Origin of the sequence: Saccharopolyspora sp. ASAGF58 (assembly GCF_012277335.1) — a bacterium.
In the GTDB taxonomy this organism is placed as follows: Bacteria; Actinomycetota; Actinomycetes; order Mycobacteriales; family Pseudonocardiaceae; genus Saccharopolyspora; species Saccharopolyspora hattusasensis.
Genome location: NZ_CP040605.1, coordinates 4,694,326 through 4,708,549 on the forward strand (window position 1 = coordinate 4,694,326; position 14,224 = coordinate 4,708,549).

11 protein-coding genes are annotated in these 14,224 nt (G+C 68.0%); 4 read left to right on the forward strand and 7 right to left on the reverse strand.

The window, feature by feature from the left end; all coding sequences use genetic code 11:
- Window positions 1–9 precede the first annotated feature (9 nt).
- Window positions 10–573, forward strand: coding sequence for a helix-turn-helix domain-containing protein (locus FDZ84_RS22525; RefSeq protein ID WP_168587519.1), 564 nt, complete (start codon window positions 10–12; stop codon window positions 571–573).
- A 63-nt stretch (window positions 574–636) separates the two neighbouring features.
- Here FDZ84_RS22525 and FDZ84_RS22530 read toward each other — a convergent pair whose 3' ends face one another.
- From FDZ84_RS22530 to FDZ84_RS22555, 6 genes are all read right to left on the reverse strand, one after another.
- Window positions 637–2,871 (reverse strand): hypothetical protein, encoded by a 2,235-nt coding sequence (locus FDZ84_RS22530; RefSeq protein ID WP_168587520.1) that lies wholly within the window; start codon window positions 2,869–2,871, stop codon window positions 637–639.
- An 11-nt stretch (window positions 2,872–2,882) separates the two neighbouring features.
- Window positions 2,883–3,356, reverse strand: coding sequence for a GtrA family protein (locus FDZ84_RS22535; RefSeq protein WP_168587521.1), 474 nt, complete (start codon window positions 3,354–3,356; stop codon window positions 2,883–2,885).
- A 9-nt stretch (window positions 3,357–3,365) separates the two neighbouring features.
- On the reverse strand, window positions 3,366–4,409 hold the full coding sequence (locus tag FDZ84_RS22540) for a glycosyltransferase family 2 protein (RefSeq protein ID WP_168587522.1): 1,044 nt from the start codon (window positions 4,407–4,409) through the stop codon (window positions 3,366–3,368).
- A 447-nt stretch (window positions 4,410–4,856) separates the two neighbouring features.
- On the reverse strand, window positions 4,857–6,404 hold the full coding sequence (locus FDZ84_RS22545; protein WP_168587523.1) for a GMC family oxidoreductase: 1,548 nt from the start codon (window positions 6,402–6,404) through the stop codon (window positions 4,857–4,859).
- 280 nt (window positions 6,405–6,684) lie between these two features.
- Window positions 6,685–8,235 carry an APC family permease gene (locus tag FDZ84_RS22550; protein ID WP_168587524.1) on the reverse strand — a complete coding sequence of 517 codons (1,551 nt, stop codon included), beginning with the start codon at window positions 8,233–8,235 and terminating at the stop codon, window positions 6,685–6,687.
- A 188-nt stretch (window positions 8,236–8,423) separates the two neighbouring features.
- Window positions 8,424–9,917 carry an aldehyde dehydrogenase family protein gene (locus tag FDZ84_RS22555; RefSeq protein ID WP_168587525.1) on the reverse strand — a complete coding sequence of 498 codons (1,494 nt, stop codon included), beginning with the start codon at window positions 9,915–9,917 and terminating at the stop codon, window positions 8,424–8,426.
- A 428-nt stretch (window positions 9,918–10,345) separates the two neighbouring features.
- On the opposite strand from FDZ84_RS22555, the gene FDZ84_RS22560 reads away from it, so the two are divergent.
- Both FDZ84_RS22560 and FDZ84_RS22565 read left to right on the forward strand, forming a co-directional pair.
- Complete coding sequence (locus FDZ84_RS22560; protein WP_168587526.1) at window positions 10,346–10,921, forward strand: TetR/AcrR family transcriptional regulator; 576 nt, start codon at window positions 10,346–10,348, stop codon at window positions 10,919–10,921.
- Window positions 10,922–11,190: 269 nt separating this feature from the next.
- A complete protein-coding gene (locus FDZ84_RS22565; protein WP_210435048.1) occupies window positions 11,191–12,135 on the forward strand; it encodes a cellulose-binding protein in 945 nt (314 codons plus the stop codon).
- 157 nt (window positions 12,136–12,292) lie between these two features.
- Here the strand turns inward: FDZ84_RS22565 and FDZ84_RS22570 are convergent, their stop codons facing one another.
- Window positions 12,293–12,688, reverse strand: coding sequence for a PPOX class F420-dependent oxidoreductase (locus FDZ84_RS22570; protein ID WP_168587527.1), 396 nt, complete (start codon window positions 12,686–12,688; stop codon window positions 12,293–12,295).
- 148 nt (window positions 12,689–12,836) lie between these two features.
- Between FDZ84_RS22570 and FDZ84_RS22575 the strand changes: the two genes are divergently transcribed.
- A complete protein-coding gene (locus FDZ84_RS22575; RefSeq protein ID WP_168587528.1) occupies window positions 12,837–14,204 on the forward strand; it encodes a S28 family serine protease in 1,368 nt (455 codons plus the stop codon).
- Window positions 14,205–14,224: the final 20 nt, after the last annotated feature.

Sequence of the window (14,224 nt, forward strand, 5' to 3'; positions counted from 1 at the left end):
GAGGTAGCGGTGGAGCTGGTCAAGGTCGTGGGCGCGAACCTGCGCGCCGCCCGATTGCTGCGCGGACTGTCGCTGTCCGAGACCGCCCGCCGGGCCGGCATCGGCAAGGGCACGCTGTCGGAGCTGGAGGCCGGTCGGCGCAATCCGACGCTGGAGACGCTCTACGCGCTCGCGACGGTGCTCGATGCGCCGCTGGGGCGGCTGCTGGTTGCGGAGTCCGGGGGGAGCGCGGAGGAGGCGGTGGTGGTCAACCGGGCCAGCGGCTCGGACCTCTCCGGGCAGACGGTGGACGTGCAGCTGATGGACCGGGTGTTCAGCGGCGGCCAGCAGCTGGAGGTGTACCGGCTGCACGTGCGAGCCGGGGCCCGGTACGTGTCCAGCGCGCACCGGCCGCGGGTGATCGAGCAGCTGTTGGTGCACTCCGGAACCCTCGTCGTCGGGCCGGAGTCCGCGCCGGAAACGCTCGGCCCGGGTGACTACATCCGCTTCGACGGCGGGGTGGACCACGTCTACCAAGCGCTCGAGGACGACGCCTGCGCGACGCTCGTGATGCGCTACGTCGACCCGGCCTGATGCCTGCGCAACCGTTGTCCCTGGGCTGCATTTCGCCGACACGGCCACGTGGTGGATCGTCTGTTACCTGCTCGCCCTCCGCAGCGCCCCGTGGCGGTGCTGGTGGGCTTGCGCCGCCGCCAGCGCGGTGGTGGTCAGTGCGCCTAGCGCCGCGCATATGAGAGCTATGCGGATACCGGGTGGCGACCAGGAAATGCGGATGTCGGAGGAATTCGGCGCGTCGGTCGGGATGTCGACCTGGAGCAGCCCGGCGGGGCCGGCGTGGGCGGGAAGCTGTCTGTCGCCCATCTTCGCGGTGTAGCCCGGCCATGCGAGTCGAGCAAAGAGGAGTTGTCCGCCTCTGCTGTCCGACCGGCTGAACGTTGCTGTTTCGTGGCGGTTGTCCAGTGCCGTGTTCGCCGTGACGCGCACGTTCGGTGATGCCCAGCTGAGCCGTCCGCTCGTGCGCGGTGCAGCGACAGTGCGTTCGAGCACGGTGATGCGGTCTGTTCGCTGCACCACGTGCCAGCCTGCTGGCACGACTGGCTCGGGAATCAGCCGCCGTTGAACGACGACGGTGTCCACCCGCAACAGGTTCGCGAGCGGCGCTTCCGTGCCGGGGACGCGCTGCCACAGAGCGGAGTAGGCATCGGCACAAGCGGAACCGTTGTAGGACAGGCACACCGCGTTCGATAGCGCGGAGAATCCCATGCCGGTGTAAGCGTTGATGCTCTCGATCCCGGTTGCTTGGTAGAAGTTGCCGGGCATGAGATCGTGCCACGCCTCGGGGCCCGGCCGTGGTGGGCCGATCCCACCGAGGTCGGATATCTGGAACACCGCGCCCTGATAGCGGTGCGCGAAGTGAGCGCGCGCCTCGGCGATGTTGGTTGGGTAGTAGTAGGGCGGCGGCGTGTGCCTGTCGACGAACCAGTGCACTTGCAACGCGAAAGTCCCCACCGTGCCGGCATGCACGACCGCGGCCAGTCCTCGTGTGCCCAGCCGCCGGAATGCCCACACTGCCGTGCCGCTCAGCACGGCCAGGCCGAGCACGGTGAGGACTTGGCGCCGGAGCATCGTGGGGGCCGGGTTGGCGGCCCATCCGAGGTAGGAGCAGAACAGCAGCAGCGCGGTTGCGACCATCGTTCGTCGGCGCAGGTGGTCGGTGCGCAGCCCGGCGGACAGCAGGACGGCCAGCAGGACCCCGAGACCGAGGTAGCCGTAGTGCAAAAGCCGCAGCGGCCAACGGAACATCCAAAAATCAGACGGGCCGATCGCCATCAGTAGAAAAATCCCGGTAAACACCAGGCAGCCGGTTAGTTCCCGACGTCGCTGGCGCACCACCGACCAGTCGAACCAGGCCGCCAGCGGGACGGCGAACCAACAGAAGAAGACTGCCGAGTCCCCGACGTTGGGGATTTCCGGGACGTAGCCGGGAAGGCTTGCATTCAGGAGGTCGCTCAGGTTCGGGGTGAGTTCGCCGGTGTTGCGCGGGGCACCACCGGTGCTGCGCCATGTCACGTGGGAGCTGAGCAGAAGCGGAAGGTATACCAGCGGTGCCACCGCGACGATCGCCGCCGATGCGAGGAACACCTCACCGGTCACCCGCCAGCGCCGGTTGACGGCGGTTTCGATGAGCACGGCGAACAGTACGCCGCACACCCCGAGCATCCCGTATGGGTTGCCGGCGGTCACAGCGAGTATCCCAAAGACGAAGACCCAGGCGGCGTTGGCCTTTCCCTTGGCCATTCGGCGCGTAGCCCACCACAGGTACGGGATCCACACGAACGCCAGCAGCGCGGCCGGCCATTTGACCGCGTCGAAGAAGAACAGCGATCCGCAGAACGGTAGGGAAGCGGCGGTCACACTCGCGGCCCATGGGCGCGCCCCGTACTCCCGGAACAGCAGATATGAGCCGAGAGCGATCGCCGAGAACGCCGCCGAGCGGACGACGTCTCCGGCGAGCGCCAGGTCCGGCATGACGGACACGAACACCCACACGAGCGCGTTGACCGGATTCCACACTCCGAACAACGCCTCGAGGACGAGGTTGCCGCCCATCCACGAGCCAACATCGAGCGTGACCGGCCAGGACCCGCCGCGGACCTGTTCGCCGAGGCGGTACCACATGGGCAGGATCTGGATCGCGGCATCGTCTGTGTAGTAGGCCAGCGAGTTTCTCAGGAGTGGAAACTGCGCCAGCAAGCCCGCCAAGGCACAGGTCAGCGCGGCGAATCCGCACCGAACGCCGTTCGGCCCGACACGCGGCGTCTTTTGTTCCACCGGAATGTCCGTCTCGTCCGGAGAAACCGTGTTCGCCACTAGCACTCCTCTCAGCAGCCGTTCCCCGAAGACCGGCTCCTCCGTGCCGCACTGCTCGGTTCCTTGCCGACCTGTCCACCGCCGTCCGCCCTGCCGCCCACCACGAGCGACGTCCGGGTAAGGACGAACCTGGAGACGAGGAAGGTCGCCGGCACAGCGACAACCCCGCCCGCGAATGTCGCGATCCGGGAGTCGACCCCGGCGTACTCGACAAGCGTGTAGACCGCGGCCGCGCTCAACGCGAGATTTGTGAGGTTCGACAGCGGGTACAGCAGGAACTTCAGCAGCGTGGGCGGAACGCGGAAGGTGTAGTAACAGTTCAGCAGGTACGACACCGCCATCGCGACCGAAGCCGCGACGAGGTGCGCGACCAGATACGGCACCACGAACCACAGTGCGATGTAGATGGCGTAGTGCACCGCAGTGTTCGCCACGCCAACCAAACAGAAACGCACCAACCGCGACCCGCTCCGCCCGCCCGGCACCGTTAGCCCTCAACGACCTCTGGACGCCCACTTGGCCGGGTCGTGGCCGTTGACGTTGACCGCCGTCTGTGGTCCGTCACGCTGTTGCGGTGCGTCTCGGTCGCTGATCCAGGGTGCCGACGCTGCCGCCTTGTCTACCGGCCCGGTTTCCTTGACCAGGAACGGCGGCCGTCGTTTCGTCTCGACATAGATCCGTCCCAGGTACTCGCCGATGACGCCGAGGACGAGGAGATTGATGCCGCCGAGGCAAGCGACAGCGACCACCAGCGTCGCGTAGCCGGGAACGCGCACCCCGTACACGAGCGTGTTGACGACAACGAACGTGGCGTAGCAGAACGCAAGAACCGTGATCAGTGCGCCCAAGTGGATGGCCGCCCGCAGCGGTTTGTTGTTGAACGAGAGAATCCCGTCGATGCCGTAGTTCAACAGTTTTCCGGCCGACCACTTCGACTTGCCGCCGCCGCGAACGACGTTGCGGTAGCTGACCGTGGCAGTGTCGAAGCCGATCCAGGAACACAGCCCCTTCGAAAACCGGTTGTGCTCAGGCAGTGACAGCAACGCGTCGACGGCACGCCGCGACAACAGGCGGAAGTCGCCAACGCCGTCCTGAAGGGAGACATCGACGAGCTTGTTCACAGCCCAGTAGTACAGGCGAGACAGAGCCGTCCGCGCGAACGACTCCCCGTGGCGGGTCCGCCGCGCCACCACCTGGTCGTAGCCCGAGTCCAGCAGCTTCACCATGTCGGGCAGCATTTCCGGTGGGTGCTGCAGGTCCGCATCCAGAACGGCGATACGACTGGCTGTGGCATGGCTCAACCCCGCTACTAGCGCCGCTTCCTTGCCGAAGTTCCGGCTCAGCGAGACGAACCGGAAGCCAGGATGCTCGACGCTGGCCCGGCGCGCCTTGGCGAGGGTCTCGTCGGAGCTGCCGTCGTCGACGAGGATGACCTCGTAATCGTGGCTGATCTTGGGAAGGACGGCCGACAGCCGATCTGTTAAGTCGTCGAGTACGTCTCCTTCGTTGCAGCAGGGAACCACGATGGACAGATCCATAAAGCCCCCCCAGCAGCTGTGGGCTTAAGCCCATCCCATCCCGTAGGACACCCCAGACCGTCACGGTAGGACTGCTCTAGCAATGCCGCAGAACTACGGGGTGTCGTCCTATTGGGCGAGTGGCGCCTCGGACACTGGCCGTCGGTGGCAGATCTCTGCGAACGACGCCAGAAGTCCACGCACGACGGGGTGTCGGTAAGGACGGCCCACCGGCCGCAAACGGCGACCATCAGCGCTGGTCAGTAGCCGTTTAGTTGATCACTGAGAACGTCGTTGCGGTGATCGATGCGCAAACCACCGCAACATCCGAAAACGCCGGAGGTCCCTCCGGGAAGAGGGACCGGCGGGACCTTCGCAGCGTTCGGACACCGACCCGCGATCGGGGGATGACGCCGGGATCCGTGTCACGGGGGGTGAGCGGCACGGGTGCCCCTCACCTGCACCGGATCAGCGGTTGTCCTCCTTGAGCATGTCGGAGCACTTTTCGCCGATGGCCATCGTGGTGATGTTGGGGTTCACCGCGACCAGGAACGGCATCGCCGAGGCGTCCGCCACCCGCAGACCCTGCACGCCCTTGACCCGCAGGCGGGCGTCCAGCGGCTTCGTCGGGTCATCGTCCGCGCCCATCGGCACCGAGGCCGCCGGGTGGTAGACGGTATTGTGGGTGCGTTTGATGTAGTCCGCGATTTCGTCGTCGGTGCGCACGTCCGGGCCCGGGAACAGCTCGGCACCGGCCCAGCCCTGCATCGCCGGCTGCGCCACGATCTTGCGGGCCAGCTTGATGCCCTCGGTCATCACCCGCATGTCGTGCGGGTCGGTGAAGTACCGCGGGTCGACCTTCGGCTTGTCCCGGAAGTCCCGGCTGCGCAGCCGGACCGTGCCGGTGGAGCGGGCGCGGGTGACGTTCGGGGTGAGGCAGAAGCTGTTCTCCGAGGTCGGGTAGCCCTGCCGCACGGTGTGCATGTCGAAGGGCACCGAACCGTAGTGGAACATCAGGTCCGGCCTGGCCAGGCCAGGCTCGGTGGTGGTGAAGATGCCGATCTCCCACCACTGCGTGGAGTCGGTGACCATCGGCTGCTTGGCGTCCCAGCTGATCACGCCCTCCGGGTGGTCCTGCAGGTAGGAGCCGACGCCGGGGGAGTCGACCAGCACGTCGATGCCGAACTCGCGCAAGTGCTCGGCCGGCCCGATGCCGGAGAGCATCAGCAGCTTCGGGGTGTCGATGGCGCCGGTGGACAGCACCACCTCGCGGCGCGCGGTCACCGTGCGGGTGTGGATCAGGTCCGCGTCCAGGTACTGCACGCCGGTGGCCCGGGTGCCGTCGAAGGTGACTTTCTTGGCCCAGGCCTGGGTGCGGATCTCCAGGTTCGGCCGGTCCAGGTTCGGGTGCAGGTAGGACACCGACGACGAGGACCGGGTGCCGTCCTCCCGCGCGTTGATCTGGAACCAGTTCGCGCCGTGCACCACGGTCTTGCCGGAGTTGAACTCCGTAACCGGGAGGCCTTCCTGGGCGCAGGCCTGCAGCAGCGCGACGCCGCACGGGTCCTCCGGCGGGACGCTGCGGATGGTCACGGGGCCGCTGCGGCCGTGGTGCTCGCCCGGCCCGTCGTTGGTCTCCAACCGCTTGTACAGCGGGAAGATGTCCTTGGCGCCCCAACCGGTGGCGCCCAGCGACTCCCACTCGTCGAGGTCTTCGGCCGGGGCCCAGAACGCGATGCAGGAGTTGTGCGAGGAGCAGCCGCCGAGGACCCGGGCCCGCGCGTGCCGCATGAACGAGTTGCCGTTGTCCTGCGGCTCGATCAGGTAATCCCAGTCGTAGCCGGACTCCAGCAGCGCCATCCAGCGCTTGAGCTCCAGGATTGCCTTGTCGTCGACGTCGGACGGGCCGGCCTCCAGCAGGCACACGGTGACGTCCGGGTCCTCCGACAGCCGCGCCGCGATGGCCGCGCCGGCGCTGCCGCCACCCACCACGACGTAGTCGAACTGATCTGCCATTGGGAATCTCCGTTTCTGGAATGAACCTTCTGGTCGCCTTGCTCGGCGGTGCGGGTAGCGGAACCTCAGAAGCCCCCTCGTCTGCGGGATCCCCGATTCGCATATGTCAATACGCCACATCGGGGCTTGCCCCGCGAGCCGCCCGGGGTGCGGGTGTCCCCGCAGGACACCGTTGAGAACCCGCGGCGGTGCCGGTCGCGTGCGTGGCGGGAAGCGGCTCCGGCGCTTGCCTGATGCCGGGTGCGGTCGAGTCCGCTGGGCACGTCATCAGCGCGGGCGCTCAGGCAACCGGGCTCGTGGCACCGCTGTCCGAAGTGGACTCCGCGGCGTGGTCGGCGAGCACGCCGACCTTGTGGCGCTGGACGAACCAGTAGTACGCGAATCCGCCTACGGCCGCGACTCCGACGAACAGCACCGAGCTGTACTGCAGGTACCAGTGGTACGGCGGCTCCGCGTTGTAGACTTCGCGGCGCGGCCACGCCAGGTTGATCGTCATGCCCAAGCCCCAGAGCACGGCCAGGACGTTGGTCGGCAACCCGAGCTTGCCCAGGCCGAACCGGCCCGGCTGCTTCGCCTCGCTTTTTGGCGCAGACCACTTGCCGCGCAGCCGCGCGACCAGCATCGGCACGGTGACCAGCAGGTACGAGATGTAGATCAGGACGATCGCCAGGCTGGTGACCGCGGTGAAGATCTGCGGCTGCCCGATGTTGACCACCAGCAGGGCCACCGCGAGCACGCCGATGACCACGGCCGGCACGATCGGCGTCTGGCAGCGCGGGCTGACCCGCGCCAGCAGCGAACCGGCGGGTAGCGCGTTGTCCCGGGCCATCGCGAAGGCGATCCGGATCGCCGCGGCGTGCACCGCCAGCACGCAGACCGTGATCGCCACGAAGATCGACAGGAGGAACAGCCGACCCACGAGCGGGCCCAGCGCGTCGTTGAGCACGAACTGCAGGCCGCTCTCGGCCAGCTGCGGCGCGGAGAAGTCCCGGGTCGCCATCAGACCGAGCAGGATGATCAGGCCGCCGAGGATGAACGAGGCGATCAGCGCCCGCAGGATCGCCCTGGGGGCGTTGCGCTGCGGGTCGATGGATTCCTCGCCGAGCGAGGCGGCGGTGTCGAAGCCGTACATCACGTACGACGAGGCAACCCCGGCGACCAGGAATGCGCCCAGGTAGTTGCCGCCGAAGGCGGACTCGGCGCCGTTGGTGTCGAACACGACCGTTGGCGGGTTCACCACGACCAGCGCCAGCGCGACGATCAGCAGCACCGCCGCGACCAGTTCGATGAACACGCCGGCGCTGTTGATCCGGGCCATCAGCTTCACCCCGAAGGCGTTGACCAGCGTGGTGAACAGGACCAGCACCAGGGCCAGCAGGATGCCGTTGACGGCCTGCTCGGTGCTGGTGCTGCCGTCGCCGATGAGCTGGAAGCCGGACCAGATCTGCGGCAGCGTGTTCTGGTAGGCCAGCGCGGTGGCCGAGATCGACACGATCGAGGCCAGCAGCATCATCCAGCCCGCGAGCCAGCCGATGTGCTGACCGCCCAGCTTCTTGGCCCAGTTGTAGATGGAGCCGGCGATGGGGTACCGGGACGCCAGCTCGGCGAAACTCAACGCCACGAGCAACTGCCCGACGAACACGATCGGCCAGGACCACCAGTAGGCGGGGCCCCCGAAGGATAGCCCGAAGTAGGACAGTTGGAAGGTGCCGGTGAGCACCGAGATGTAGCTGATCCCGGCGGCGAAGGTCGCGAATCCGCCGAGGCTTCTCTTCAGTTTGTTGGTGTAGCCGAACTCGTTGAGCTCGGCGTCGTAATTGGGCGCGCTCATGCCCCGAACTCCTTTCCCGACCATGCCCGCCCGCCGGATGCGGGGAGGGGAACGAATCGGGTGGTTGCTTTGCGTCGCGCGAAGATCACCGCTTACATCGGCGGTTTCGGGCAAAGCGCGGCCCGGACTGGCCGCGCAGTTCCCGCGGCGGTGGTTCGGTCACCGCCGCGGGTAAAGCGAATTCCTCCCTATTTTCCGGAGAACCAGTTCTGTGGTGCTGGCCGCAGATTCTGGTAGACGTGCTTTGCCTCCTGGTACTCGCCGAGTCCGGCCCGGCCCAGTTCGCGTCCGATGCCGGACTGCTTGAAGCCGCCCCATTCCGCCTGCGGCAGGTAGGGGTGGAAGTCGTTGATCCAGATGGTGCCGTGCCGCAGCCGGTTGGCAACCCGCTGAGCCTTGCCCGGGTCGCCGGTGAACACCGCGCCCGCAAGGCCGTAGTGGGTGTCGTTGGCGATGCGCACCGCCTCGTCCTCGTCGGTGAAGCGCTCGACGGTCAGCACCGGGCCGAAAGACTCCTCGGTGACCGCGTAGCTGCCCGGTTTGACGTCGGCGAGGATGGTGGGCAGGTAGTAGTGGCCGTTGGCGTAGCGTTCGCCCTCGGGGCGGCGGCCGCCGGTGCGCAGCACGGCGCCTTCGGCGACGGCCTTCGCGACGTAGTCGTCCACCTTCTTCAGGTGCGCGGCGGAGATCAGCGGCCCCGTCTCGGCGTCGGAGTCGAACGGGCCGCCGATGCGGATCAGCCCGGCGCGGCGGACGATCTCGTCCACCAGCGCGTCGTGCACCGCGTCCTGCACGATCAGCCGCGCCCCGGCCGAGCAGACCTGCCCGGAGTGCAGGAACACCGCGGTCAGCGCGTAGTCCACCGCGGCCTCGAAGTCGGCGTCGGCGAACACGATGTTCGGGTTCTTGCCGCCTAGCTCCAGGGCCACCTTCTTTACCGTCGGCGCCGCGGCGGCCGAGATCTTGCGCCCGGTGTGCAGGCCCCCGGTGAACGAGATCAGGTCGACGTCCGGGTGCCCGGCCAGCACCGAGCCGACCTCGGCGCCGGTGCCCAGCACCAGGTTGCCGACCCCGGCGGGCAGTCCGGCCTCGGCCAGCGCGCGCATCAGCAGGATCGCGGTGCTGGGGGTGAGCTCGCTGGGCTTGAGGACGAAGGTGTTGCCCGCCGCGATCGCCGGGGCGACCTTCCAGGCCACCTGCAGCAACGGGTAGTTCCAGGGGGTGATCATGCCGCACACGCCGACCGGTTCGTACTGCACGCGGCTGATCGCGTCCGGCGAGCCGGTGTCGACGATGCGGCCCGCGTTGGTGCCGGCGATCTTGCCGAAGTAGCGGAAGCACGCGGCGATGTCGTCCATGTCGTACTCGCTCTCGACCAGCCGCTTGCCGGTGTCCAGCGATTCGGCGCGGGCGAACTCCGCCTTGTCGCGCACCAGGATGTCGCTGACCCGAAGCAGCAGGTCACCGCGCTCCCAGGCCGAGGTGGCGGTCCAGGCGCCGTCGTCGAAGGCGCGGCGCGCGGCGGCGATGGCCCGCTCGGCATCGGCAGTCCCGGCTTCGTCGACCGTGGCCACCAGCGTGCCATCGGCCGGGCAGCGGATCTCGCGGATGCGACCGTCAGCGGCCGACGCCCACTCGCCATCAATGAACAGCGTGGGCGTCGAATTCTCACCTTGCGACATGGCTCGTTTCCCCGTGATGTCGATTGTGCTTTTTGCGCTGCGCACTTCTGGTACAAGTGTGCGCATTGCCACGATCCGATTCGCTCCGCCACATTAAGGCGCGCCCGCCCATTGCGCCGCCGGTAACCATGGGCTGCGCGCAACTATCCGAATGGGGGACCGACAACCCGCGATTTGCGGAATTCACCTCCTGGCGGTCCATTCGGTGGCGGGTTAGCGCTCGTGTCCCGGCGCAGTGCCGCGGAAGACCCTAACACCGATCCTGTACATCTGTACATCATCGAGTGCCGGGCTTCCGGGTGAATCATCGAAAAAAGCGTGATGAACAGGACGAACGCGGATCCGGTGACCTGGACCGCATCGCCCTCGCTGGTCAACGTGGCAGGCTAGGTGTCGTTGTGGAGCCCACGGGAGGAACGCCGAAGCGAATGTCGACCATCCCGCCCGCGCCCGCCGCGCACCGCAAGGACCCGGCCCGCCGCGAGCGCATCGCCCGCGCCGCGATCACGGTCGTCGCCGAGCGCGGGGTGGAGAAGCTCACGCACCGTGCCGTGGCGGCTGCGGCGGATGTTCCGCTGGGGTCGACCACCTACTACTTCGCCACCCTCGACGACCTGCTCGCCAGCGCGCTGCGGCAGGCCGCCGAGGACGACGTCGAGCACCTCCGGCAGTGGGCCGGCCAGCTCGAACGCGACTGCGATCTGGCCGTCGCGCTGACCGACCTGGTGCTGCACTACCTCGGTCCGGCCCTGCCGCAGACCGTCGTCGAGCACCAGCTCTACATCGCCTCGCTGCACAAGCCCGCGCTACGCCAGGTCAGCCAGGAATGGGACACCGCGCTGGCCGAGCTGTTCGCCTCCTACACCGATCCGTCCACCGGGCGCGCGTTGTCCGTTCTGTTCTGCGGTTTGCTGCTGCAAGGCGTCGTCCGGGAATCGGTGCCGAGCCGAGACGAAATCGAGACGATATTCCGTCGAGTCCTCGGGGTGGGCGCGAAAACCTGATTCCAGCAGGCAATCCGCGCTAGTGTATGGCCGGTCAACATCGGATGACCGTTGCGTTGCACCGGAATCCGGGGAGTTGATCTCACTCGCCGCGGCAGTGGACAATGGGGCCAGCGACCCGTGGCACCGCGCGTTGCCCGGTGCCCGGGGCTGAACAGTTCAGCCCTGCGGCGGGCATCGCGACACGCTTTTCAGGTGTACAACGGACTTGCCGCGTCGGGGCGTGGCTCGCTCCCAGGCAATGTTGATCAATCGAGCGGGGTGAGACCGTGGGACACATCGAAGACCGCGAACTGGTACCGCTGAAGTCGGATTTCGACACGGTGTGGTACGGGTTCCGGCGATCACAGGTGAAGTTCTACATCCAGCAGACCGAGAACGAGATCCGGCTCGTCACCGAAGACCGGGACTCGGCGCTCAGTCAGGTCGGCGACCTGACGGCGCAGCTGAACCAGGCGCGCGCCGAGGTCGCGTCGCTCAAGCAGCAGCTCGACGAACAGGCGCGCTCGCCGATCGACGCCGCAGCGCTGTCGGGCCGGTTACGCCGGATGGTCCGGCTCGCGCAGGACGAGGCGGACGAGATCGTCGCCGCCGCGCAGTCCGCATCCGAGCACGAGTGGGCGCGGTCCGAGCAGGCCGCCACCGAACTCCGGGAACGCTACGAGAAGCTGGTGGCGGAGGCCGACGAGTGGCGCCGCCAGTCCGAGCAGCAGCGCAACGATATGTTGGCGCGCACCCGCGAGGAAGTCCAGGCGATGGCGCGCGAAGCGGAGCAGCGCCGCCGCCGGCTGGACACCGAGGCAGAGGAGCGTCGCACCCAGATCGAGCACGACTTCGAGGTGTCGATGGCGGCGCGCCGCGAAGAGGCGTCGCGCATCCAGGCCGAGCGCGAGCAGAAGAGCCGAGAAGAAGCGCAGCGGCGGGTGCGCGAAGCGACCGCGGAAGCGGAGCGGCGGATCCGGCGAGCCGACGAGTACGCCGAGACGATGCTGCGGATGCGGCAGGACGTCGCGGAGCGCGTGCGGGCCGCGCAGCAGGTGCTGGCCGCGGCGGAGCCGTTCCTGGCGGCGACGGAGGCCGGCGCGGTGAGCGAGGCATCCGACGGCTACGTCGGCGAAGTCGTCCAAAGTGGACAGATGCCGTCCGGTGACGTCAGCGTGCCCAAGCAGCGCGACGAGGAGCCGGTCCCGCAGGGGGCGGACACCGCCGCCTAATGGGTGGTGGAGCGAACGGCCTGTTCGCGCCTTCTATCGGAGCAGCCGGTCCGTTCGCTCGGAACCGGCGTCGTGTTGGTGGAGCGAACGGCCTGTACGCGCCTTCTATTGAGGTAAACAGTCCGTTCGCTCCACCCCGCACGTGCCGGACCGGCTGTCAGCCGCCCCAGCTGTGCCAGGCGTCCACCTCGATCCAGCCGCTGACCCGGGGCCGGTCGCGGACCGGGTACGGCTCGCCCAGGTAGTGCTGGGCGAGCCGGTCGATGTCGGTCAGGTCCGGGTCGTCCTCCAATGCGGTGACCCGGCCGCGCAGGCTGACGTGCCGGTACCAGCTCGCGCCGTCCAGCACCGTCAGCGACACCCGCGGATCGGCCCTGAGGTGCTTCAGCCGTGCCCGGCCCGCATCCATGTTGACCAGCACTTTTCCGCTGTCCCAGAGATACCAGGTGGCCACCGAGACCGGCGCGCCGGCGGCGTTAACGGTGGCGATCACCGCCGGGTTCGGGCGGGACAGCAGCTCCTGCACGTCCGGCGGCATTTCTTCCTTCGTCATCGATTCGTCCTTCCGGGAGGCGGTTCTCGTTACCTGCGGCGAGGATTCCAGCTGGCACAACAGGAAACGGCGAGAACACGCCGAGGCCTTCCCGCTGTACCCCGGCGGAACTAGGTTCGGCGTGATCTCGGGCCCAGCAGGAGGCGGAATGAACTGGCGCGGTCTCGTCACGTTTGTGGTGGTGTGCGGCATGCTCCTCGTCGGAGCCCCGGTGGGCGCGTCCCCGCCGGACGACATCCGGGAGCGGCTGGAGGCGGTGCCCGGGCTGACCGTCGTCGGCGAGCGACCCACCGAGCCGGGGTTCCGGCTCTTCGACCTGACGTTCGCGCAGCCCAGCGACCACCGGCACCCGAAGGCCGGGGGCTTCCAGCAGCGCCTGACCCTGCTGCACCGCGACCTCGGCCGGCCCACCGTGCTCTACACGACCGGCTACGAGCTGCCGGGCAAGGTCACCCGCACCGAGCCGACGCGGCTGGTCGACGGCAACCAGGTCAACATGGAGCACCGGTTCTTCGTCCCGTCCCGGCCCGATCCGGCCGACTGGAACGACCTGGACATCTGGCAGGCGGCCACCGACCAGCACCGGGTGATCTACGCGCTGCAGTCCATCTACCAGCAGAAATGGATCACGACGGGGGCGAGCAAGGGTGGCATGACGGCCGTCTACCACCGCCGGTTCTACCCCGACGACGTGGCCGGCACCGTCGCCTACGTGGCGCCCAACGACGTCGACAACGACCGCGACAGCTACGACGAGTTCCTGGCCTCGGTCGGCACCGACCCGGCCTGCCGGGACGCGCTGCTCGCCGTGCAGCGGGAGGCGCTGGTCCGGCGAGACGAGATGCTGGCGAAGTTCAACGCCTACGCCGGGGCGGAGGGACTGACCTTCGACCGGATCATCGGTGACGTCGACCGGGGCCTGGAGATGGTCGTGCTCGACACGCCGTTCGCGTTCTGGCAGTACCGGGGCCAGCAGGACTGCGCCAAGATCCCGGCGACCACCGCGAGCACCGATGAGATCTACGCGTTCTTCGACGAGACCGCGCAGTTCTCCTTCTACACCGACCAGGGCATCGAGCCGTACGCGCCGTACTACTACCAGGCCGGCACCCAGCTCGGCTGGCCCGACGTCTCCGACGAGCTGCTGGCCGACCTGCTGCACCACCGGGAGCTCAGCCAGCCCCGCAACCTGGTGTCCCGCGACATCCCGATGGACTTCAAACCGGGGTCGATGCGGCAGATCGACGCGTGGGTGCGCAGCCAGGGCGCGGAACTGATGTTCGTCAACGGCGAGCGCGACCCGTGGAGCGCGGAACCCTTCCGGCTCGGCCCCGGCACCAGCGACTCCTACAGCTACCTGGTCCCTGGGGCCAACCACGGAGCGAAGATCGAGGGCCTGCCCGACCGGCAGCGAGCGGAAGCGGAAGCGGCGGTCCGCCGCTGGGCCGACGTCCCGGCCCCCGTCCGCGTCCTGACCCCGCTCGACGCGGAACCCCTGAGCCGCCGCCCGATCTGACGAATTTTTCGAGGTGAGGG

Coding starts and splice junctions, on each gene's coding strand:
- FDZ84_RS22540 (WP_168587522.1), bottom strand. CDS start 4,409: ATGGATCTGTCCATCGTGGTTCCCTGCTGCAACGAAGGAGACGTACTC.
- FDZ84_RS22545 (WP_168587523.1), bottom strand. CDS start 6,404: ATGGCAGATCAGTTCGACTACGTCGTGGTGGGTGGCGGCAGCGCCGGC.
- FDZ84_RS22550 (WP_168587524.1), bottom strand. CDS start 8,235: ATGAGCGCGCCCAATTACGACGCCGAGCTCAACGAGTTCGGCTACACC.
- FDZ84_RS22555 (WP_168587525.1), bottom strand. CDS start 9,917: ATGTCGCAAGGTGAGAATTCGACGCCCACGCTGTTCATTGATGGCGAG.
- FDZ84_RS22560 (WP_168587526.1), top strand. CDS start 10,346: ATGTCGACCATCCCGCCCGCGCCCGCCGCGCACCGCAAGGACCCGGCC.
- FDZ84_RS22570 (WP_168587527.1), bottom strand. CDS start 12,688: ATGACGAAGGAAGAAATGCCGCCGGACGTGCAGGAGCTGCTGTCCCGC.
- FDZ84_RS22575 (WP_168587528.1), top strand. CDS start 12,837: ATGAACTGGCGCGGTCTCGTCACGTTTGTGGTGGTGTGCGGCATGCTC.